Annotated in this window: 15 protein-coding genes; 5 read left to right on the forward strand and 10 right to left on the reverse strand. The window is 73.9% G+C overall.

Going from position 1 to position 21,225, the window contains the following annotated elements:
- The first annotated feature begins 145 nt into the window (after nucleotides 1-145).
- Complete coding sequence (locus tag ACQPYD_RS16765) at nucleotides 146-1,483, forward strand: MFS transporter (RefSeq protein WP_433696536.1); 1,338 nt, start codon at nucleotides 146-148, stop codon at nucleotides 1,481-1,483.
- Between the two features lie 224 nt (nucleotides 1,484-1,707).
- Here ACQPYD_RS16765 and ACQPYD_RS16770 read toward each other — a convergent pair whose 3' ends face one another.
- Nucleotides 1,708-2,331, reverse strand: a complete 624-nt coding sequence (locus tag ACQPYD_RS16770) for an HAD-IA family hydrolase (RefSeq protein ID WP_433696537.1) — start codon at nucleotides 2,329-2,331, stop codon at nucleotides 1,708-1,710.
- Between the two features lie 196 nt (nucleotides 2,332-2,527).
- Between ACQPYD_RS16770 and ACQPYD_RS16775 the strand changes: the two genes are divergently transcribed.
- On the forward strand, nucleotides 2,528-5,770 hold the full coding sequence (locus ACQPYD_RS16775; protein ID WP_433696538.1) for an NACHT domain-containing protein: 3,243 nt from the start codon (nucleotides 2,528-2,530) through the stop codon (nucleotides 5,768-5,770).
- A gap of 63 nt (nucleotides 5,771-5,833) precedes the next feature.
- On the opposite strand, the gene fahA is transcribed toward ACQPYD_RS16775, so the two are convergent.
- The 5 genes from fahA to ACQPYD_RS16800 all read right to left on the reverse strand — a co-directional run bounded on the left by fahA (nucleotide 5,834) and on the right by ACQPYD_RS16800 (nucleotide 12,102).
- Nucleotides 5,834-7,048, reverse strand: a complete 1,215-nt coding sequence (gene fahA, locus ACQPYD_RS16780; RefSeq protein ID WP_433696539.1) for a fumarylacetoacetase — start codon at nucleotides 7,046-7,048, stop codon at nucleotides 5,834-5,836.
- Nucleotides 7,049-7,126: 78 nt separating this feature from the next.
- A complete protein-coding gene (locus ACQPYD_RS16785) occupies nucleotides 7,127-7,996 on the reverse strand; it encodes a hypothetical protein (protein ID WP_433696540.1) in 870 nt (289 codons plus the stop codon).
- A complete protein-coding gene (locus ACQPYD_RS16790) occupies nucleotides 7,993-9,201 on the reverse strand; it encodes a homogentisate 1,2-dioxygenase (RefSeq protein ID WP_433696541.1) in 1,209 nt (402 codons plus the stop codon). The genes ACQPYD_RS16785 and ACQPYD_RS16790 overlap by 4 nt, the downstream gene beginning before the upstream one ends.
- A 144-nt stretch (nucleotides 9,202-9,345) precedes the next feature.
- Entirely contained in the window at nucleotides 9,346-11,043 is a 1,698-nt protein-coding gene (locus ACQPYD_RS16795; RefSeq protein WP_433696542.1) for an FAD-dependent monooxygenase, read from the reverse strand.
- Nucleotides 11,044-11,139: 96 nt separating this feature from the next.
- Nucleotides 11,140-12,102 carry an MBL fold metallo-hydrolase gene (locus tag ACQPYD_RS16800; RefSeq protein ID WP_433696543.1) on the reverse strand — a complete coding sequence of 321 codons (963 nt, stop codon included), beginning with the start codon at nucleotides 12,100-12,102 and terminating at the stop codon, nucleotides 11,140-11,142.
- Nucleotides 12,103-12,464: 362 nt separating this feature from the next.
- Between ACQPYD_RS16800 and ACQPYD_RS16805 the strand changes: the two genes are divergently transcribed.
- The 3 genes from ACQPYD_RS16805 (at nucleotide 12,465) to ACQPYD_RS16815 (ending at nucleotide 15,707) form a co-directional block, all read left to right on the forward strand.
- A complete protein-coding gene (locus ACQPYD_RS16805; RefSeq protein WP_267944570.1) occupies nucleotides 12,465-13,004 on the forward strand; it encodes a MarR family winged helix-turn-helix transcriptional regulator in 540 nt (179 codons plus the stop codon).
- Nucleotides 13,005-13,118: 114 nt separating this feature from the next.
- Nucleotides 13,119-14,174 (forward strand): aminotransferase class V-fold PLP-dependent enzyme, encoded by a 1,056-nt coding sequence (locus ACQPYD_RS16810; RefSeq protein WP_433696544.1) that lies wholly within the window; start codon nucleotides 13,119-13,121, stop codon nucleotides 14,172-14,174.
- A gap of 174 nt (nucleotides 14,175-14,348) precedes the next feature.
- Nucleotides 14,349-15,707, forward strand: a complete 1,359-nt coding sequence (locus ACQPYD_RS16815) for a flavin monoamine oxidase family protein (RefSeq protein ID WP_433696545.1) — start codon at nucleotides 14,349-14,351, stop codon at nucleotides 15,705-15,707.
- Between the two features lie 254 nt (nucleotides 15,708-15,961).
- On the opposite strand, the gene ACQPYD_RS16820 is transcribed toward ACQPYD_RS16815, so the two are convergent.
- Genes ACQPYD_RS16820 through kdpC form a run of 4 tightly spaced genes read right to left on the reverse strand, consistent with a single transcriptional unit; the run spans nucleotide 15,962 to nucleotide 21,202 of the window.
- Nucleotides 15,962-17,326 (reverse strand): TrkH family potassium uptake protein, encoded by a 1,365-nt coding sequence (locus ACQPYD_RS16820; protein ID WP_433696546.1) that lies wholly within the window; start codon nucleotides 17,324-17,326, stop codon nucleotides 15,962-15,964.
- 53 nt (nucleotides 17,327-17,379) lie between these two features.
- The gene (locus ACQPYD_RS16825; RefSeq protein WP_433696547.1) at nucleotides 17,380-18,087 is read right to left on the reverse strand and encodes a response regulator transcription factor; all 708 of its coding nucleotides are present in this window, start codon (nucleotides 18,085-18,087) and stop codon (nucleotides 17,380-17,382) included.
- A complete protein-coding gene (locus tag ACQPYD_RS16830; RefSeq protein WP_433696548.1) occupies nucleotides 18,084-20,585 on the reverse strand; it encodes an ATP-binding protein in 2,502 nt (833 codons plus the stop codon). Before ACQPYD_RS16830 ends, ACQPYD_RS16825 begins: the two co-directional genes overlap by 4 nt.
- Nucleotides 20,582-21,202 (reverse strand): potassium-transporting ATPase subunit KdpC, encoded by a 621-nt coding sequence (gene kdpC, locus ACQPYD_RS16835; protein WP_433696549.1) that lies wholly within the window; start codon nucleotides 21,200-21,202, stop codon nucleotides 20,582-20,584. The genes ACQPYD_RS16830 and kdpC overlap by 4 nt, the downstream gene beginning before the upstream one ends.
- Nucleotides 21,203-21,225: the final 23 nt, after the last annotated feature.

Below are 21,225 nucleotides of genomic sequence, written 5' to 3' on the forward strand. Positions count from 1 at the left end.
GACCGGCTTCCCCGCGTTCCGCCCGGGGAGCACCAGGCGGACACGAGCACCCCAGGCGTCCACATAGCGAGACAAATGTTTCACATAGTGTCCACCGGGACTAGCATCCAGCCATCATCACAGCACTGACCTGGAAAGAAGTCCCATGACGGACGTCGCCCCACACTCACCGGATGTGGCAGAGCCACCGACCAACCCCAGGCGCAAGGTCCTCACGGCCAGCCTCGTGGGCACGTCCATCGAGTTCTACGACTTCTACATCTACGCCACCGCCGCGGTCCTGGTCTTCCCGCTGCTGTTCTTCCCCGAGGGCGACATGCTGGCGGCGCGGCTCCAGTCGCTCGCCACCTTCGCGATCGCGTTCGTCGCCCGCCCCATCGGCTCCTGGGTGTTCGGGCACTTCGGCGACCGGATCGGCCGCAAGGCCACGCTGGTCGCCTCCCTGCTCACCATGGGCATCGCGACCGTCGGCATCGGCGTGCTGCCCACCTACGCGCAGGTGGGCGTCCTCGCCCCCGTCCTGCTGGCGGTCTGCCGGTTCGGCCAGGGCCTCGGCCTGGGCGGCGAGTGGGGCGGCGCGGCGCTGCTGGCGACCGAGAACGCCCCCGCCGGGAAGCGCGGCTTCTACGGCACGTTCCCGCAGCTGGGCGCCCCGATCGGGTTCTTCCTCGCCAACGGCGTGTTCCTGGCCCTGACCCAGACCATGAGCGACGAGACGTTCCTGGCCTGGGGCTGGCGGGTGCCGTTCCTGCTCTCGACCGTGCTGATCGTCGTCGGCCTCTGGGTCCGGCTGACCCTGCACGAGACCCCCGCGTTCGCCAAGGTCGTCGCATCCGGGGAACGGGTCAAGGCCCCCATGGTCGAGGTGTTCCGCACCAGCTGGCGCGCGGTCGTCCTGGGCACCCTGATCATGGTCGCGACCTACGTGCTCTTCTACCTGATGACCGTGTTCTCGCTGGGCTTCGGCACCGACCCCGTGGCCGGCCTGGGCTACGAGCGCTCGCAGTTCCTGGTCTTCCTCATGATCGGCGTGGTGTTCTTCGCCGTGTTCACCCCGGTCTCCGGCCTCCTCGCGGACCGCTTCGGCCGCAAGCCCACCCTGATCGCGGTCACCGTCGCGATCATCGCCTTCGGCGTCGCGATGGGGCCGATGATGGCCGGCGGGGGCACGGTCGGGGTCATGGCCTTCCTGATCATCGGCCTGTCCCTGATGGGCCTGACCTTCGGCCCCATGGCGGCGGTCCTGCCGGAGCTGTTCCCGACCAACGTCCGCTACACCGGCGCCTCGGTCGCGTACAACCTGGCGGGCCTGCTCGGAGCCTCGTTCGCCCCCTACATCGCGACCTGGCTCGCCGGCACCTTCGGTCTGGCGTGGGTCGGCGGCTACCTGGTGCTCGTCAGTGTGATCACCCTCGTGGCCCTGCTGATCAGCCGCGAGACCCGGGACGACGACCTGGACGCCATCCCCGCCCGGGCACGCTAGGGCGTGTTCCGCGGACACCCGCCCTGCTGCGCGTCGCCCCGGCACGCCCCTCGCGGCGTTCTCATCTGTCGACAGGACCCCGCCCTGACTCCTTCTTCGGCCTTGCGATGAACGCACCGGATACGCCGCTCGCGACGGACAGCACCCACGGAACACGCCCCAGGACCCCAGCCCCTCCGACGGGCCGGCCGGCACCCGCCGGCCGGCCCGTCCCCGTACGGGCGCTACGCGGCCAGGACCTCCGCGAGCAGGTCGCGGGACGTGAAGACGTGGCCGCGCATGCCGACCCCCTCCGCCGCGCGGATGTTCTCCTCCCGGTCGTCCACGAAGAGGATGCGCTCCGCGTCCGCTCCCAGCGCGTCCCGGCACCAGAGGTAGGCCCCCTCCTCGGGCTTGGCGTGGCCGATGCGGCAGGAGAGGCCGCGGACCCGGAAGCGACCGAACCAGGGATGCTCGGCCTCGTAGTGGGCGGCCAGCTCCTCCGGGATGTTGGAGAGCAGTGCGACGGTCCGCCCCGCGTCCGCCAGCTCCGCGACCAGCGAGACCATGCCGGCGTCGACGGCGCTCCAGCTGGCGATGTCGGCCTCGACCAGGTCCGCGACCCGGCGGTCGTCGAAGCGGGCGCCCAGGGCCCGGCCCATCCTGTCCCAGTAGCCGGGGCCGTCCACATCGCCCCGGTCGTAGTCGGGGCGCAGGTCCCAGTACGCCTTCCAGAAGGCGGGCGCCGGCGCGTCCGCGACTCCCACCAACCGGTCCCTGCCCTCCTCCGACTGGTGGCACGCGATGACGCCGAAGAGGTCGAAGAGCACGATGTCGGGGGTCTGCCCCGGATGTTCGGAATGCACCATGCCGCCAGTGAACCCGACGGAGCTCCGCCCGGGCAAAGCGTCCCCGGGGTCCGCCCGCGGACACGGCGGCGTGGCCTCCGGCCGCCGCCGGGCACGGCCGCGGGACCGCGTCTGGCCGCTTCCGGTCGCGCCGCCCCCCGGACGACCTCTTCGCCGTAGGCTCTGGCGCACCTATCCCCTCCGCCCCGGGAGCCCCGTGTACGACGCAGCCCTCAAACTCGGTGCGGCCGTGGTCAAGGCCGCCTGCGGCCTCTGGCTCGGCAACCCCCTGGCGCAGAGCGCCGCCACGACCGTGGTCGACCTCGTCCAGGCCAGGGTCGCCGGCCAACGGGACCAGCGCAGGCTGGAGCGCCGGTTCGCCGAGATCGAGGAGAGCATCGCCGACCGCGTGGTCGGACAGCTCGAGCACGAGTTCCACGGGCTGGACGACAACGAGCGCGAGGCGGCGGTGCTCGCCGTGGCCGACGCGTTCGAGCGCGCGGGGCTCACCGACCGCACGCTGTTCGAGCAGGACCTGGACCCCCTCCACCTGGAGCGGTACGTCCGGGAGCGCAGCCCCGGCGCCACCCGCGACCTGGGCGGCCCGGCCGTCGCCCTGTACGACCGGGTACTCCCCGAAGCCTGCGCGTACGTCCTGGCCACCGCCTCCGCCCTGCCGCGCTTCCAGGCGGGGGCCTTCACCGAGCTGCTGCGCCGCGAGTCCCTGGTCCTCGAGCACCTGGAGGAGGTCCTGGACCGCCTTCCCGCGCGGGCCGAGGGGCGGGCCGAGGACCCCGGGACCGCGTTCACCACCGCCTACCTGCGCAAGGCGGCACAGCGCTGGGACGTGCTCGAGCTGTTCGGAGCCGACGTCGGCACCCGCAGCTACCCGCTGTCCCTGGCGTACCTGAGCCTGCGCGTGTCACGGGAGCCGGAGCATCCGCAGCCCGGGGACCGGTACGAGACAGGGGAGAGCAGCGTCGAACAGGTTCTGGCCGCCCATCCGCGCACGTTCCTGCGCGGACCGGCGGGATCGGGCAAGACCACGCTCCTGCGCTGGGTCGGGGTCAGGGCGAGCCGGGGCGACTTCCCGGAGGAGATGGCCTCCTGGAACGGGCTCGTGCCCTTCCTCGTGCCCCTGCGCGAGTACGTCGGACGCGATCTGCCCGAGCCTGCGGAGTTCGTCCGCCACACGGGACGGCACCTCGCCGACCGGGTCCCCCCGGGATGGGTCACCGGTCTGCTGGCCGAGGGGCGGGCCGTGGTCCTGGTGGACGGGGTGGACGAGCTCCCGAGAGGGCAGCGGGAGTCCGCGCGGCGCTGGCTGCGGGACCTCCTGGCGGACTTCCCGTCGTGCCGGTACGTGGTCACGGCGCGGCCCGGGGCCGCCGGGGCGCGGTGGCTGGACGCCGAGGGCTTCGCCGGCGCCGACCTCCAGCCGCTCGGGGACCGGGACGTACGGGCGTTCGTCCACCACTGGCACGAGGCGGTGCGCAGCGGGACCGCCGACGCGGACGAGCGCGCGCTGCTCACCCGCCACGAGCGCGAACTCGGCAGGAAGGTCACGGGGCAGCGGCACCTGCGCGCCATCGCGTCCACCCCCTTGCTCTGCGCCCTCCTGTGCGCCCTGCACCGGGACCGGCGCACGGTGCTGCCCCGGGACCGGATGGAGGTGTACGAGGCCGCGCTCGCCATGCTCCTCAAGGACCGCGACCAGCAGCGCGGCATCGAGGGCGTGGACCTGTCCCGCCGGGAACTGGTCCTGCTGCTCCAGGAACTCGCCCGGTGGCTGGTCGTCAACGGCAGCTCCGACGCGCCCGTCGAGACCGCGCGGCGCCAGGTGGCCCGGTCGCTCGCCTCGATGCACCGCGTCGAGCAGGCCCCGGAGGAGGTCTACACCCACCTGGTGGTGCGCAGCGGCCTGCTGCACACGCCCACCGCCGACCGGGTGAGCTTCCTGCACCGCACGTTCGAGGAGTACCTGGCCGCCAAGGCGCTGGTGGAGGAGGACAGCTTCCCGCTGCTGGTGCGCAACGCCCACGACGACCAGTGGCACGAGGTGGTGGTGATGGCGGCGGGCCACGCCACCCCCGCCCAGCGGGAGGAGCTGATCCGGGGGCTCCTCGACCGCTCCGACCGGGTCCGCGCCCACCGGGACCGGCTGCTGATCGTGGCGTTCGCCTGCCTGGAGACGTCGCCGCAGCTGTCGAGGGCCCTGGGCGAGGAGATCCGGAAGAGGGTCAGGGGCATCCTGCCGCCGCGCACGCGCGCCCATGTGCACGCGCTGTCACTGGTCGGCGAGTTCGCCCTGCCCCTCCTCCGGGAGATCCCGCCCGCCAACGCCCGGCAGGCGGAGAAGGTGATCGAAGCCGCCACGGCCATCGGCGGGCCGGATACCGTGCCGGTCATCGGGAGGGCGCTCGACTTCGACTCGGAACGGGTCTTCGTCGCCGCGCTGAGGGCATGGTGGGAAAACCAGGACAAGGATCTGGCGGACGTGTTCCTGTCACAGGCCAGAGCTCGTCGAGAGAACTACTACATTCCCGTCCCGGCGGACGATATCGATCTCCTCGTCCGCCATCTCCCTGAACGCGCCCGCGTCTGCATCCAGGGGCGTAGCGGGGACGGGATCGGTGATGTCGTCCGGCTCCCCCATACGAGCAGCGTGGCAATGCGCGCTCGGGACCACCACGAATGGCACGGCATCGACCTCGCGCCGCTCCGGGACCTCCCGGCGCTGAGAAGCGTCGACGTGGACGGCGACGCCTCCGTCCGGTCGGTCGCCCCCCTGGCCCGGACGCCCCTCCATGTGCTCTCGCTCAGCCATCCCGACCGCACCCTCGACCTGGAGCTGCTGCGCGACTCCGAGACATTGGCCCATCTGGGGTTCGGTCTCGCCCTGCCCGCCCTTCCGCTCAGCGAGATCAGCCCGCCCGGCGTGACATCGTTCTCCTGCGAGAACATGCGGTTGGGCGATCTGTCCTACCTGGCCGACGCGCCGGGGACGCTCACGAAGGTCAGTGTCAGGAACTGCTCCGGCTTCCAGAGCCTCACCGGCCTGGAGGGCCAGGGGGAGTCGCTCCTCCAGTTCACTCACCGTGCCCGGATAGAACCGGAGGTCCCGGACCTGCGTGAGCTGATCCGCTTCGACAATCTCACGCTCCTGCGCCTGGACGTGCGGACCGCGACGGAGAACCAGAGGTGGATCAGCAGGATCCCCCGCCTGAAGTTCCTCTCCCTGGAATTCCGCGACTCACCCGCCGTGGCTCCGTCCTGGGTCCGGGACATCCCCGGACTGGACACCCTGAGCCTCCCGTGCCAAGGAGCCCTGGACTTGCGGCCCCTCGCCGGGGCGCGCGATCTCACCGTCAGGGTCTTCCCCCGGACACGGGTGATCGGAGCGGGTCTCCTCGGGGAGGGGTCGTCCCTGCGAAGGGGGTTCGTCCCCGCCCTCCCCTGAGCAGGGCCGGCCCCGCGCGAACGGCCGCGCCGACCCCCCGGTCGGCGCGGCCGCGGCCCCCGCCTACCTGGCGGGGAGGATCCGGCCCGCCACCTCGCCGAAGTGCACCACCGTCCCGCCCGGCCCCGGCGCGGTCGCGGTGATGACCACCTCGTCGCCGTCCTCCAGGAAGGCGCGCTCGGTGCCGTCGGGCAGGCGCAGCGGCTCCCTGCCGCTCCAGGTCAGCTCCAGGAGGGAGCCGCGCTGGTCCGGCTCCGGGCCGCTGACGGTCCCGGAGGCGAAGACGTCCCCGGTGCGCAGGGAGGCCCCGTTGACGGTCATGTGGGCGAGCTGCTGCGCGGCGGTCCAGTACATCTGGTCGAAGGGCGGGTTCGACACCACGTGACCGTTGAGCCGTACCTCCAGGCGCAGGTCCAGACCCCAGGGCCGTGTGCCCCGCAGATAGGGCAGCGGCTCGGGGTCCTGGGCGGGCTGCTCGACCCGGGCTGCCTCCAGGGCGGCGACGGGCACCACCCACGGGGAGACTGAGGTGGCGAACGACTTGCCCAGGAACGGGCCCAGCGGCACGTACTCCCAGGCCTGGAGGTCCCGGGAGGACCAGTCGTTGAGCAGGAAGACCCCGAACACGTGGTCGGCGAAGGAGTCCACCGGCACGCTCTCGCCCATCGGGCTGGGCGTGCCCACCACGAACCCGACCTCGGCCTCGATGTCCAGGCGCGCGGACGGCCCGAACACCGGTGCGGGCTCGGTCGGCGGCTTGCGCTGGCCGGTGGGGCGCACGATGTCGGTGCCCGACACCACGATGGTCCCCGAGCGGCCGTGGTAGCCGATCGGGAGGTGCTTCCAGTTCGGGGTGAGGGGCTCCTGGTCTGGACGGAAGATCCGGCCGACGTTGGTGGCGTGGTGCTCCGAGGCGTAGAAGTCCACGTAGTCGGCCACGGTGAACGGCAGGTGCAGGCGCACGGACGACCGGTCCACCAGGTGCGGGCGGACGGCGTCGGCGTGGACGGGGTCGGTCAGCCACCGGGTGAGGGCGGTCCGCACCTGGTCCCACACGGGGCGTCCGGCCGCCAGCAGGGCGTCCAGGCCGGGCCCGGCGACGGTGTCCGCGAACGGGGCGCCCAGTGCGCGGGCCGCGCCGCCGAGGTCCAGGACGTGTTCCCCGATGGCCACGCCCACGCGCGGCCCGGGGTCGGAGGCGGTGCTGAACACCCCGTAGGGCAGAGTGGCCGGGCCGAACTGCGCGTCCGGGTCGAGGTCGAGCCAGCTGTCGGGCATGAGAGGTGCTTTCTGGGAGTGGGAGTTCGGTGGTCCGGGGTCCGGGGCGGCCCGGCCGGGGAGCCGCCCCGGAGCCGGTCAGTGGTGCAGGGCCCGCCGGGACCGGGGGGCGGGCAGGGCTCCGAGGACGACCAGGTCCTCCAGCGGGTCGGTGACGCTGCACGTGCCGAAGGACCGGAAGCGTCCCCGCACCTCCTCCGCCCCGCCGTCGGTGAGCCCGGCGGCGAGGCCGGCCACGGTCGAGCCGTCCCGTTCGGCCAGGATCCGGGCGGCGTCGCCGGAACCGCCGCCGTCGAGGAGGGCGCCGGTCGCGAGGAGCACGTTGAGGAACCCGTGCTGCTCGAACCCCTCCCGGGTCGTGTGGCGGACCGCGTGGTGGAGCCCGGCGGTGCACTTGAACGGCAGGCCCAGTGCGACGGCCGCGTGCAGGAGCTCCGCGAGCTCGTCCTCGCCGGGGTGGGCCTCCGGGGTGAGTCCGCCGGTGCGGAACTTGGCGCTGTGGCCGCTGCCGGCCAGCGCCTCCAGGTCCTCGCGCACGCCTGCCCCGCGGGAGACCTCCACGAAGCCCTCGGCGCCCCCCGGCAGGTGGGAGTCCAGCGCCCCGGCCGCCTCCCGGGCGTCGCCGGGCGCCGCGGCGACCTCGACGCCGGCCAGGCGCAGGGCCGGGTCGGCGAGGACCGCGTCGACGGCCGCCCCCACCCCGCCCGCGCCGCCGGGGACGGTGACGGCCACCGCGAGGGGGGCGCGGCCGTCGTCCTGCGGCTCCCTGCCCAGGACGGCGCGCAGTTCGGCCACGCGCGCGTCGGCGACCAGGAAGGGGCCCACGTACCCGGCCCGGGGGCCCGCCAGGTGGGCCCGGTGGGCGGGCAGCGCCTCGCCCATCGGCGCGTTGCCCGGCGGGAACAGGGCCGCGTCGTCGAACAGCTTCCGGTAGAGGGCGCCGCTCACGACCGGTCCCCCCTTCCTCCGGCCCAGGTCCACGCGTATCCGCCGTCGTCGCTCGCGACGCCGCCCTCTCCGAGGTCGAGCGGTCGGAAGGTGTCCACCATGACGGCGAGTTCGTCGAAGGACTCGGCGCCGATGCTGCGCTCGTAGGCGCCGGGCTGCGGTCCGTGGGAGTGGCCGCCGGGGTGCAGGGAGACGGAGCCCTGGCCGATGCCGGAGCCCTTGCGGGCCTCGTAGTCGCCGCCGCAGTAGAACATGACCTCGTCGGAGTCCACGTTCGAGTGGTAGTAGGGCACCGGGATGGCGCCGGGGTGGTAGTCCACCTTGCGGGGGACGAAGTTGCAGATGACGAAGTTGTGGCCCTCGAACACCTGGTGGACGGGCGGCGGCTGGTGGACGCGGCCGGTGATGGGCTGGAAGTCGGCGATGTTGAAGGCGTAGGGGTACAGGCAGCCGTCCCAGCCGACGACGTCGAACGGGTGCCGGGGGTAGGTGTAGCGGGTGCCGGAGATCCCGCCGGGGCCGTTGCCCCGGTGCTTGATGAGCACGTCGACGTCCTCGCCCTCGGCCAGCAGCGGCTCGGAGGGGCCGCGCAGGTCGCGTTCGCAGTAGGGGGAGTGCTCCAGGAGCTGGCCGTACCTGGACAGGTAGCGCTTGGGCGGGGCGATGTGGCTGTTGGCCTCCACCACGTACGCGCGGAGCGGCTCCTCGCCGGTGGGCACCCAGCGGTGGGTGGTGGCGCGCGGCAGGATGACGTAGTCGCCCTGGCCGACCTCCAGGAGGCCGAACACGGTCTCCACCCGGGCGCTGCCGGACTCCACGTACACGCACTCGTCGCCGATGCCGTTGCGGTACAGCTCGGAGGGGGCGCCCGCGACCACGTAGGAGATGCGCACGTCGTCGTTGCCCAGGACGAGGCGGCGCGACTCGACGACGTCGGCGGCCTTCCAGTCCTCGCCGGTGAACAGGTCGTGGAGACGGAGGTGGCGCGGGACCATCGGCGCGTTGCGGGTGCGGGTCTGGGCGGGCACCTCCCATTCGGCCGCGGCGACGATGGCCGAGGGGATGGCGCGGTGGTAGAGGAGCGAGGAGTCGGAGGAGAACCCCTCCTCCCCCATCAGCTCCTCGTAGTACAGCCCGCCTTCGGGGTTGCGGTGCTGGGTGTGGCGGGTGCGGGGCACCTCGCCGATCCGGCGGTAGTGGGCCATGGCGGTTCTCTCCTCACCGTGGGCGGGTCCGGGCCGACCGTGGTCGTACCCGTGCGGGGCGGTCGTGGTTCGGGTTCCTGGTCCGGTGCGGACGGCGGCACGGCCCGCCCCTGGGACGGGCACGGAACCGGGGCCGGCGGAGGGTCAGGCGGTCGGGGCCGACCGCTCGGGGCGGGCGGTCGGCGCGGGGGACGCGGGGGCCTCCGCGGCGGCGAGGCCGAGGCAGGTGCGGACGGCGGCGCGGACGGCGCCGTGGTCCGCTCCGGGGACGACGGCGGCGACATGGGCGTCGGGGCGCACCAGCCACACCTGTCCGGGTTCGGGCGCCAGCGCGGCGGCGAGCGCGCCCGTGGTGTCGATCCCGTCGAGGTAGAGGGCGGTGACGGGGGCCCGGGTCGCCTCCTGCGCGGCGCTGCGCGCGCCGTCCAGGAAGGAGGCCGGGTCGAGGCCGGCGGGGGCGGCGCCCAGGAGGAGGGTCAGCCCCTCGCGCAGCAGCGGCCGGATCCGCTCCGCCGCGCCGGGAAGGGTGACCGGGGCGTCGGGGAGGATCACACCGGGGCACGGGGAGGGGGTCGCCCCCCTCGGCGGGCGTCCGCCGAAGGGGCGTTCGGGGCAGGGGGTGGTCAGGGACGACTCCGTGTACCAGAAGGGTTCGGCGAGGCGGCCGGAGTCGACCAGGGCCCGGGCGGAGTCGTCGGTGAGGGCCCGTTCGAGCACGCCGACGCGGGTGCTGTGCTCCTCGTCCCCGTGGGGGACGAGGAAGCGCATGGTCGCACCGGTGACCTCGGCGTTCTCCCGCGCCGCGGCGTGGCGTTCGGCGTGGTAGCTCTCCAGGAGGTCCTCCCCCGCCCATCCGGCGAGGACGTAGGCGAGCTTCCAGGCGGCGTTCTCGGCGTCCTGGACCCCGGAGTTGAGCCCGCGGGCGCCGAAGGGCGCGACGAGGTGGGCGTTGTCGCCGAGGAGCAGGACGCGCCCCTCGCGCATGCGCTCGACGACGCGGGTGTGGAACCGGTACACCGAGTGCCAGACGATCTCGTAGGGCGTGTCCCCGACGATCTGGCGGATGCGCGCGTCCAGGCGCCCGTCCGACTCCTCCGCCTCCAGGTCGAAGTCGGCCGGGACCTGCCAGTCGATGCGGTACACCGAGTCCGGGCAGGGATGGATGAGGACCTGTCGGCCCGGGTTCCAGGCGGGGTCGAAGTAGAAGCGGCGCTCGCGCTCCCACCCGGGGAGGTCGGCGCGGATGTCGCAGATGAGGAAGCGGTCCTCGAAGGTGGTCCCGTCGAAGGACAGCCCGAGCGCGTCGCGGACCACGCCGCCGTGGGCGCCCAGGCAGGACAGCGCGTGGGAGCCGCGCAGCAGGACGGGCCCCCCGGGGGTGTCGCACTCGACGGTGACGCCGCGCGCGTCCTGGGCGATGCCGGTGACCCGGTGGTTCCACCGGGTCCGCACCCCCGCCGCGGTCAGGCGCTCGTCCAGGACCTCCTCGGTGCGGGACTGGGAGATGTTGACGAACGGGGGCAGGGGCGAGGCCCCCGGATCGGCGAGGTGGACGCTGAACAGCTCGTGCTCGCGGTAGAAGGTGCGGGCCGTGTCCCAGGTGACGCCCTCCTCCACGAGGCCGCCCGCGCCCAGCCAGTCCCAGACGTCCAGGACGTCGCGCTGCTGGCAGATGGCCTTGGAGCCCACGGCGTCCCGCTCGGGACGTCCGTCCAGGAGCTGGACGGGGACGCCGCGCCGGGCGAGCAGCAGGGCGGCCGTCTGGCCGACCGGGCCCGCTCCGAGCACCAGGACGGGGTCGGCGCCGGGGTCGGCGGGGGTGCGTGGAGCGGGGGGTCGCATGTCGGGCTCCGTTCGGTCTGGGCGCCCGGCGGGGGCGCGGAGTGGAATGGACGGGAGGCGGTCGGCGCCGGCCCCGTGCCGGACGGGTCCGGCCGGTCAGCCCTGGAGCTGGGCCCACACCTCGCGGTCGCGCTCGGCCGTCCAGATGACGGGCCGCTCGATACCGCGGAACTCGTCCCACAGGCGCGAGACGTCGAAGGGCAGGCAGTGCTCGAAGATGGGCCAGTGGCCGTAGTCGCCCTCGAGCGCCGCGTGCGTGGCGGTGAAGGCCTCCTTGAGGGTGCCTCCGCGCTCGTGGACGGCCCCGACCTCGCGGATCATGACGTCGAGGAAGTTGCGGGTCTGCTCGATGGCGGCGTCGACCTCGTCGCGGCCCCGGCTGACGGCGCCGCGCCCGCCGACGAGCATCTCGGCGCCGAGCGCCTTGACCCGGTCCAGGGTCTCCCCCGCCCAGTCCTTGTGGAAGGCGTCGCCGGTGTAGAGGGCGGCCTGGGCCTCGACGAGGTCGCCGGCGAAGAGGATCTTCTGCCGGGGCAGCCAGGCGACGATGTCGCCCTCGGTGTGGCCCCGTCCGAAGTACTGCAGGACGAGTTCTCCGCGGTCGCCGCCCAGGTCGATGGTGGTGCGGTCGGCGAAGGTCTGCGTGGGCCAGGTGAGGCCGGGGACGGAGTCGGCGTCCTTGGCCAGGCGGGGCATGCGGCCGAACTCGCTGGCCCAGTCCTCCTCGCCCCGCTCGCGGATGAGTTCGTGGGTCTTCTCGTGGGTGAGGATGATCTCGGCGTCGAAGGCGCTGGCCCCGAGGACGCGCACCGCGTGGTAGTGGGAGAGCACCAGGTAGCGGACCGGCTTGTCGGTCTGCTCGCGCAGGACCTCCAGCCAGTCGCGCGCGGCGGCGGGGGTGGCGAGGGCCTCGAAGGCGACGACGAAGTCCTCGCCCTCGACGGCGCCGACGTTGGGGTCGCCCTCCGCGGTCAGCGCGTAGACCCCGTCGGCCAGGACCTCCAGTGTCTGCGGCTTGGCCTCGGTGTCGGCGGAGGAGGCGAACGGCTTGGCTGCCATGGTCTGAGGACCCTTCACTCGCTCAGGATGGCCGCGGCCACCCAATTGATCAAAGGTTTGACGATCATGACCATAACGTGCCCCACGCCACAGGACCAAGAGACGCGGAGCCACCAGTGGAGTGATACAGGTCACATATCAAGGCTACCCGGAGAACCACTCCGACCAGCCCGTTCGCCTGTCCCGCCCGCCCCACGAGCACCGCGCACCCGGCCGACGGAGCATCGCGGCCCCGGTCCCGCCCCGGGCTCCCGCCGGGGCGCCGGCGTACCCGCGCGCCGCTCCGGCCCGCCGCGACACGGGGCCGGAGCGTGCGTTCCCCGGCCCGCGGACGCGCCGCACCAGGGGTTAGGCTGGGCGCCGTGACCCACGACACCGCCCCCCCAAGCGATCTCACCTTCTGGTCGTTCGTCGACTACGCGGTGCGGAAGGCCGAACAGGAACTGCCCTCCGTCAACGCCGACGCCATGCGCATGGTCCTGACCCTCAACCGGGCCACGAGCATGGTCGTCTACGACCTGGAGTCCTCCGTCCACCGCCCGCGCGGTCTCACCTGGCCGGGGTTCCGGGTGATCTTCGCGCTGTGGCTGGCCGGTCCCATGGAGGCCAAGACCACCGCCGAGATCTCCGGCATGAGCCGGGCGGCCCTGTCCGCGCTCCTCAACACCCTCGAACGCGACGGGCTGATCGTCCGCGAACGCGCCACCCACGACCGGCGCGCCCTCCAGCTCACCCTCACCGAGGCCGGGTACGGGGCGATCCTCGGCGGCTTCCGCGCGCACAACAGGCGCGAGACCGCCTGGGCCGCCGCCCTCGAACCCGAGGAGCGCACCGAGCTGGTCCGCCTGCTCAACAAGCTCATGGCCGGGTCCACCGAGGCCAAGGCCAAGTTCCGCAACTGACCCGCACGCCTCCGCCCCGGGCCGCCCGGCACCGGCGGGCCCCGGCCGCGGCGGAGTCCGCTCCGGCCCGGATTGGACCTTGAGCGCCGCCCCGCGAACGGCGAGCATCGGACCATGCACAACACCGGCCGCGACCGCCTCCGCTCCGCGCAGAGCCAGTTCTCCCCCGAGACGACCTACCTCAACACCGCCACCCACGGGCTGACCCCCCGCACGGCCCTCCTCGAACTGGAGCGGCACCTGCGCGCGGTGGGCGCCGGACGGTTCTCCCCCGCGGAGGCGGACCCCGGCATCGCCGCGGCCCGCGGCGCCTATGCCCGCCTCACGGGCGTTCCCGTCGAACGGGTGGCCATCGGCTCCCACGCCTCCCAGTTCGTCGGGACGATCGCCGCGAGCCTGCCGCCCGGTTCCGAGGTCCTGACCGCCGCCCGCGAGTTCAGCTCCGTCGTCCACCCCTTCCTCGCCCGGGAGCCGCACGGCGTCCGGGTGCGCGAGGTGCCCCTGGACCGGCTGGCCGACGAGGTCGGCCCGGGCACCGCCCTGGTCGCCGTCTCGGCGGTGCAGTCCTCCGACGGCGCCCTCGCCCCGGTGGAGGACCTTCTGGAGGCCTGCGCCCACCACGGGGCGCGGCTGATGCTGGACACCACCCAGGCGGGTTGGCTGCCCCTCCCCCTGGAGCGGGTCGACTACACCGTGTGCAGCACCTACAAGTGGCTGCTGGGACCGCGCGGCTCGGCCTTCCTCACCGCGACCGCGGAGGCGCTGGCCGATCTCGGCCCCCTGGCCGCGAACTGGTACGCCGCCGCCGACCCGTGGAACTCCCTCTACGGAGGCCCCTTGGAGCTCGCCGACGGGGCGCGGCGCCTGGACCTGGCCCCCGTGTGGTTCTCGTGGGTCGGGCTGGCGCCCGCCCTGGAGCTGGTCGGGGAGGTGGGCCTCGAGACGATCCGCGAACACGACGCCGGACTCGGCGACCGGCTGCTCACGGCACTGGACCTCCCGCCGGCCGGGTCGGCGATCGTGTCCCTCGCCGTGTCCGAGGACCTGTCCCGGAAGGTCGCCGAGGCCGGGATCGCCGCGTCCACCCGTGCCGGACGGCTCAGGGTGTCCTTCCACCTGTACAACACCGAGGAGGAGGTGGACCGGCTCGTCAAGGTCCTGACCTCCTGAGCCCCCGGGCTCCCGCTCTCCCTGCGCCGGTCCCGTGCGTCCGCCCTCCCGGCGGCGCACGGGGCCGGTCGCGTACGGCGCCGGCGGCCCGCCCTGGGCCGCCGCCCGGCACTCCACCGCACCTGGGACCGTTGAGACATTACAGGGACTCGGGAGACGAGGAGAGAGTGGGCCGTGGAGCACAGCGATGTCGTCATCGTGGGAGCCGGGCTGTCGGGACTGGCCGCGGCGTGGCGGCTGAGGGCGGGCGGCGTCCGCTCGGTGGTGGTCCTGGAGGGCCGGACCGCGCCGGGAGGGCGCGCGGCCGCGGCGTCCCCTCCGCCGGACGGCCTGCCCCCGGCGAGCATGTACGCGCGGCGGTCGGACCGGGACCTGCTGGAGCTGGCGGCGGCCCTGGACGTCCCGGTCGACGAGCTGCCCGACGACCCCGGGCTGAGCGACCTGCGCATCGACGAGGACGGCGGGACCGAGGCCAGCGACGAGCACATGCCCCTGGGCGCCTCCTGGTGGACCCTGCTCCGCAACGAGTGGATCCTGGGGCGCGTCGCCCGGCTCGCCGAGGGGATCGACTTCGCCGAGCCCTGGCGCTCGGCCGACGCCGAGCACCTGGACGCCCTGACCGTCCGGGGATGGCTGCGCTCGCACACCTCCGACCCGGACCTGCTCGAACTGGTCGAGGAGCAGCTGACCCTGGCCGCGGCCCTGCCCGCCGACCGCATGAGCATGCTGTGGCTGCTCGCCCACCTGGGGCCGAAACCGGACAGGGGCGAACGGCCCCTGCGCCTGGACGCCGACCTCCTGGTGCGCAGGCTGGCCGCGCGGGCGGATGACGCCGTCCGGCCCGGCCACCACGTCTCCCGCATCGAGCACGGCGACGGGAGGGTGCGGCTCTCGGGCGACTGGGGGTCGCTGTCGGCCGACCGCGTGGTCGTCGCGTGCCCGCCCTCCGACGCCGACCGCCTGGAGGTGGCGCCCCCGCTCCCGGCGAGCCGCCGCCGACTCCAGCGGCAGTGGCCGCAGGCCGAGGTCATCCGCACCGAGATCGTCTACTGGCGGCCCTTCTGGCGCGGGTTCGGCCTGTCCGGGGAGATGCACTTCGACGACGGCGTCCCCGCGTGGACCGTCGACGACAGCCCGCCCGGGGCCTCCCAGGGACGCCTGGTGGCCCACACCTACACGTTCGGCGAAGCCGATCCCCTGGGCGCCGACCAGAGCGTCGCCGACGACCCGGAACGCCACCGGGCCCTGCTGCTGGACAACCTGAGCGGTGTGCTCGGCCCCTTGGCGGCGAAGCCGGTCTCCCTCCACCAGCCCCTGCCGGACGCCGACCCCTACAGCCGCGCCTACCAGTCCCCGATGCCTCCGGGGTTCCTGACCGAGTTCGGCCCCCTCCTGCGCGTCCCTGTGGGGCCGCTCCACTGGGCCGCGACGGAGACCGCGGTGTTCCCGTGCAACGGCACCCTCGACGGCGCCGTCAGGAGCGGGTACCGCGCGGCCGACGAGGTCCTGGACCCGACAGCCCGCGGAACCTGAGGGTCCGGGGCGCGGGGCCGGCGGCCCCTCCCCGCGCGGAGAGGGGCCGCCGGTGCGGCCGGGGCGGGGTCCGCCGCACCGCCGCGGCGACCCCGGTCCTCCCGGTCGGGGCCAAGGCGCCCGTCCCGCCCCCGCCAGGGCCCCGCGGTCCGCCGGCGCGGGGCCGCCGCGCCCGTGGGGGCGGAGGCTCCGGGAGGGGGACCCGCCGGGCCCGGAGCCACCACGGCGCCCGCCCGTGGGGGCGCGGAGGTCGCTCAGCCCACGATGGGACGCTCCTCGGGCAGCTCGTAGGCGCGCGCCCGGCGCCGCAGCGCCAGGGCCGACGCCAGGGCGATCGGGCCGATCCTGCCGACGAACATCAGGAAGACGAGCACCATCTGCCCCGGGACCGGGAGGTCCGCGGTGATGCCGGTCGACAGGCCGACCGTGGCGAAGGCCGACGTCGTCTCGAACAGGATCTCGTCCAGGGTGAAGGTGGTCATCGTCATCAGCGCGAGCGTGCCGGCGAGGACCAGGGACAGGGACAGCAGCACCACGGTGACCGCCTGGGAGGCGACGCCCTCGCCCAGGCGGCGGTGGCCGACGTGGACGGTGGGCTCTCCGCGCACGTTGGCCAGGACCACGAACAGCAGGACCGCGAACGTCGTCACCTTGATGCCGCCGGCGGTGCCCGCGCTGCCGCCGCCGACGAACATCAGGAGGTCGGTGACCAGCAGCGTCTGGGTGTTCATCGCACCGAAGTCCAGGCTGTTGAAACCGGCCGTGCGCGGCATGACCGCCTGGAAGAACCCGGTGAGGAGCTTGCCGCGCAGGTCCAGCCCGCCCATCGTGGCCGGGTTGTCCCACTCCAGGGCCAGGAAGGCCGCGAAGCCGACCGCCAGCAGGCACCCCGTGACGGACAGGGTGATCCTGGCGTGGATCGTCCAGGTGTGCCGCTCACCCCTGCGCCGCGCGAACCGCCACAGTTCCACCCACACCGGGAACCCCAGGCCTCCCGCGACGACCCCCACGGCGACGGGCACCGTGATCCACGGGTCGGTGGCGTACCCCATGAGGCTGTCGGCGAAGGGCGAGAAGCCGGCGTTGTTGAAGGACGAGACCGCGTGGAAGAGGCCCAGGTAGGCCGCGGAGCCGAGGGGGAGGTCGTACCCGATCCACCAGCGCAGCGTGAGGACCGCCATGACGGCCGCCTCGAAGACGAGGGTCACCGTGAGGATGCCGATGGCGATCCGGCGCACCTCCCCCAGGGTGAGGGTCTTGGTCTCCGAGCCGGTGCGCACGGCCATGCGCAGGCCCAGGTGGCGGCCCACCACGAGGGTGAGCACGGTCGCCAGGGCCATGATGCCGAAGCCGCCCACCTGGATGAGCGCCAGGATCACGGTCTCGCCCAGGAGGGACCAGTGGCCCCCCGTGTCGACCACCGCGAGGCCGGTCACGCTGGCCGCGGAGGTGGAGGTGAACAGGGCGGCGGCGAACGGCGTCCGCTCCCCGCTCTCCGTGGCGGCGGGGAGCGCCAGCAGACCCGCCCCGCAGAGCACGAGGAGCGCGAACGTCAGCACGGTGAGCTGCGGCGGGCTGATCCGCTGCGAGAGGTCCCGCAGCCGTCGTCCGGCGCGCACGCCGATCCGGCCCCGACGCCGCGGCGGTCCCGGTCTTCGCCCGGGGCCCGGGTTCACGCCTCCCCGCCGTCGGAGCCGCCCTGCAGGAACCGGTACCCCATGCCGGGCTCGGTGATCAGGAAGCGCGGTGACTTCGGCTCCGGTTCGATCTTCTTGCGGATCTGGGAGACGTACAGGCGCAGGTAGCCGGTGTCGTGGACGTGGTCGGACCCCCATATGTCGGAGAGGAGCGTCTGCCGCGTCACGAGCTTGCCCGAGTGGCGGACGAGGATCTCCAGGAGGCGCCACTCGGTGGGCGTCAGCCGGACGAGCTCCCCGCCGGAGGGGCCGGGCCGGGTCACCGTCTTGGCGGAGAGGTCGACGGTCAGGTCCCCCACCCGCACGACCGGGTCCGAGTCGCCGCCGACGCCCCGGCGGGTCAGGGCGCGGACGCGCGCCAGCAGCTCGTCGATGGCGAAGGGCTTGGTGATGTAGTCGTCCGCACCGGAGTCCAGGGCCCGGACCTTGTCCACGGAGTCGGTGCGCCCGGAGACGACGAGGATGGGCGCGCTCGTCCACCCCCGGATGCCCTCGATGACCCCGACGCCGTCCAGGCGGGGCATGCCCAGGTCGATCAGGTACAGGTCCGGGCGCTGGTCGACGGCGGCCCGGAGGGCGTCGGCGCCGTTCGTGGCGACGACGATGTCGTAGCCGCGTGCGCGCAGGGTGACCCGCAGCGCCCGGAGGATCTGCGGGTCGTCGTCGGCGACGAGGATCTTCACCGGTCCGTCCTTCCAGAAGCCTGTCCGTCCGCGACGGGCAGGGAGATGACCATCGTCAGTCCTCCGCCGGGGGTGTCCTCGGCGGAGAGCCCGCCCCCCATCCCCTCCACGAAGCCCTTGGAGAGGCTGAGCCCCAGGCCGAGCCCGGTGGTGTTGTCGGTGTCGCCCAGGCGCTGGAACGGCACGAACAGCTGCTCCCGCCGGTCGGGCGGGACGCCGCCCCCGTGGTCGATGACGCGGATCTGCACGGTGTCCCCGAACACGCTCGTGGCCACGCGCGCGCTGCGGTCGCCCGGCGAGAACCGGACGGCGTTGGCGAGGATGTTGACGATGGCCCGCTGCAGCAGGCCCGCGTCCGCGCGCACGCACGGCAGGTCGGGGTCCAGGTCCAGGTCGACGTCGGCGGGACCGAGGTCCAGCTCGTCCAGGGACGGCAGGATCACCTCGTCGACGTCGGTGGCGGCGAGCGAGACCACGAGGGCTCCGGCCTGGATGCGGCTGACGTCGAGGAGGTCGGTCACCAGGCCGGTCAGCGTGGTCAGGCTCTCCTCCGCCGTGGCGAGCAGTTCGTCGCGGTCCGCGGGGGACCAGCTGACCTCGGACGAGCGCAGGCTGCTGACCGCGGTGGTCGCCGCCGTCAGCGGCCTGCGCAGGTCGTGGCTGACCGCCGACAGCAGGGCGCTGCGCACCTGGTCGTTCTCGGCGAGCGGGCCGACCTCGCTGGCCGTGTCGCTGAGGTCCTGGTGTTCGAGGGCCGCGTCGATCTGCGCGGCGATCACGCCGAGGAGCCGCCTCTCGGAGGCGCCCGGCCCGGCGCCGTGGAGTTCGAGGGAGGCGCGGTCGCCGACCCGCACGAGGGCGGGCTCCTCCCCTCCCCGGGGCTGCCCGGACGCGCACAGGACGTCCTCCCCCGAGCGCAGTCGCACGGCGTCCAGCCCGAACGCCTCCCGGGTGCGGTCCACCAGCGCCTGGAGGGCGTCCTGCCCCCGCAGGACGCTGCCCGCGACCGTGGCGAGGAGTTCGGACTCCGCCCCGGCCCGGAGGGCGGAGCGCGACCGGCGCGCCGCCTGGTCGACGATGTAGCTGACGAGGGAGGCGTTGACGACGTAGAGGACCAGGGCGAGCAGGTGGACCGGCTCGTCGACCGTGATGGTCCGCACCGGTTCGATGAAGAAGTAGTCCAGGGTGACCGCCGACAGGACGGCGGTGTACAGCGCGGGCCAGATGCCCCCGACGAGCGCGACGACGATGACCAGCAGCTGGTAGGCCAGGACCTCGACGACGATGGACTCGGCGCTGCGCTGGCCGGCGAGCAGCCAGGTCAGGACGGGGCCGCCGAGCACCGAGAGGGCGAAGCCCAGGAGGCGGCGCCTGGCGGTCAGCGCCCCGCCCGGGCGGGGGAGCGCGAAGCGTCCCCCCGCCGCCGCGTGGTTGACGATGTGGACGTCGATGCCGCCGGACTCGCGGATGACGGTGGCGCCGATGCCGGGTCCGGTCAGGGCGGTGGCGAGGCGCCCCCGGCGGCTGATGCCGATGACCAGCTGGGTGGCGTTCACCGCGCGGGCGAACCCGACGAGGGACTCGGGGATGCCGTCGCCGACCACCTGGTGGAAGGTGCCCCCGAGTTTCTCGGTCAGGGCCCGCTGCGCGGCGAGCGCCCCGGGACGGCCCTCGCGCAGCCCCTCCTGGCTGCTGACGTGCACGGCCAGGAGCTCGCCCCCGGAGGAGCGCGCGGCGATGCGCGCGCCCCTGCGGAGCAGGGTCTCCCCCTCGGGCCCGCCGGTCAGGGCGACGACGACGCGCTCCCGGGCCTCCCACGTGCTGTCGATGCGGTGCTCGGCCCGGTAGTCCTTCAGCGCGCTGTCCACCTCGTCCGCCAGCCACAGCAGCGCGAGCTCGCGCAGCGCGGTGAGGTTGCCCAGGCGGAAGTAGTTGGACAGGGCGGCGTCGATCCGCTCGGCGGGGTAGACGTTCCCCGCCGCCAGGCGGTCCCGGAGGGCCTGCGGCGCCAGGTCGACCAGTTCGATCTGGTCGGCGGCACGCAGCACCTGGTCCGGGACGGTCTCGCGCTGCGGGACGCCGGTGATCCGCTGGACGACGTCGTTGAGGGACTCGATGTGCTGGATGTTGACGGTCGTGATGACGTCGATCCCGGCCGCCAGCAGCGCCGACACGTCCTCCCAGCGCTTCTCGTGGCGCGCCCCCGGGGCGTTGGTGTGCGCGTACTCGTCGACCAGCGCCGTCCCCGGACGGCGCGCCAGGACGGCGTCCAGGTCCATCTCGGCCAGGCCGACGCCCCGGTGGGACACCGTCGTCCGGGGCACCGCCTCGACGCCCTCGGCCATCGCCGCCGTGCCGCAGCGGCCGTGCGTCTCGACGACGGCGACCACGACGTCCCCGCCCTCCTCGCGCAGGCGCCGCCCCTCCTCGAGCATGGTGTAGGTCTTGCCGACCCCGGGAGCGGCGCCCAGGAAGACCCTCAGCCGGCCTCTCCTCATCTGCCTTGCGCCCCCCACCCGTCGACGGCGAGGTTCAGCCTCAGGACGTTGACCCTCTCCTCGCCCAGGAACCCCAGGTCCCGGGGCTCGATACTACGCCGGACCAGGTCCCGGACGTCCGCTGCCGGCACCCCCCGCGCCTCCGCGACGCGCGGCGCCTGGAGCAGCGCGTACGCGGGGCTGATGTGCGGGTCCAGGCCGGAACCCGAGGCGGTCAGGGCGTCCGCGGGGACGCTCTCGGGGTCGACCCCCTCGAACTCCGCGACCGCCGCCCGCCGTTCCTCGACGGTGTCCACGAGGTCGGGGTTCTCCGGGCCGAGGTTGCTCCCGCCGGAGGCCCCGGCGTCGTGTCCGTCGCCGGCGGCGGAGGGCCGGGACTGGAACCACTCGGGGAGCGGTGCTCCGTCGGCGCCGGTGAAGGACTGCCCGATCAGGGACGAGCCGACGACCGTGCCGTCCTGCGCCCTGACGAGCGAGCCGTCGGCGCGTTCCGGCAGGAGCACCCGGCCGACGCCGGTCACGGCCAGCGGATAGACCAGGCCCAGGGCGACGGTGAGGATCAGGAACGCCCGGAGGGCGGTTCCGTGGTGGCGGAGCAGGACGCGTGTGGAACCCATGGTGGGTGTCTCCCTTCGGGGCC

It is taken from the genome of Nocardiopsis sp. CA-288880, from assembly GCF_050955985.1.
Taxonomy (GTDB): Bacteria; Actinomycetota; Actinomycetes; order Streptosporangiales; family Streptosporangiaceae; genus Nocardiopsis; species Nocardiopsis tropica.

Excerpts from the sequence above, each read along its gene's own strand:
- ACQPYD_RS16765 (WP_433696536.1), top strand. The coding sequence starts at position 146 with ATGACGGACGTCGCCCCACACTCACCGGATGTGGCAGAGCCACCGACC.
- ACQPYD_RS16770 (WP_433696537.1), bottom strand. The coding sequence starts at position 2,331 with ATGGTGCATTCCGAACATCCGGGGCAGACCCCCGACATCGTGCTCTTC.
- fahA (WP_433696539.1), bottom strand. The coding sequence starts at position 7,048 with ATGCCCGACAGCTGGCTCGACCTCGACCCGGACGCGCAGTTCGGCCCG.
- ACQPYD_RS16790 (WP_433696541.1), bottom strand. The coding sequence starts at position 9,201 with ATGGCCCACTACCGCCGGATCGGCGAGGTGCCCCGCACCCGCCACACC.
- ACQPYD_RS16795 (WP_433696542.1), bottom strand. The coding sequence starts at position 11,043 with ATGCGACCCCCCGCTCCACGCACCCCCGCCGACCCCGGCGCCGACCCC.
- ACQPYD_RS16800 (WP_433696543.1), bottom strand. The coding sequence starts at position 12,102 with ATGGCAGCCAAGCCGTTCGCCTCCTCCGCCGACACCGAGGCCAAGCCG.
- ACQPYD_RS16810 (WP_433696544.1), top strand. The coding sequence starts at position 13,119 with ATGCACAACACCGGCCGCGACCGCCTCCGCTCCGCGCAGAGCCAGTTC.
- ACQPYD_RS16830 (WP_433696548.1), bottom strand. The coding sequence starts at position 20,585 with ATGAGGAGAGGCCGGCTGAGGGTCTTCCTGGGCGCCGCTCCCGGGGTC.
- kdpC (WP_433696549.1), bottom strand. The coding sequence starts at position 21,202 with ATGGGTTCCACACGCGTCCTGCTCCGCCACCACGGAACCGCCCTCCGG.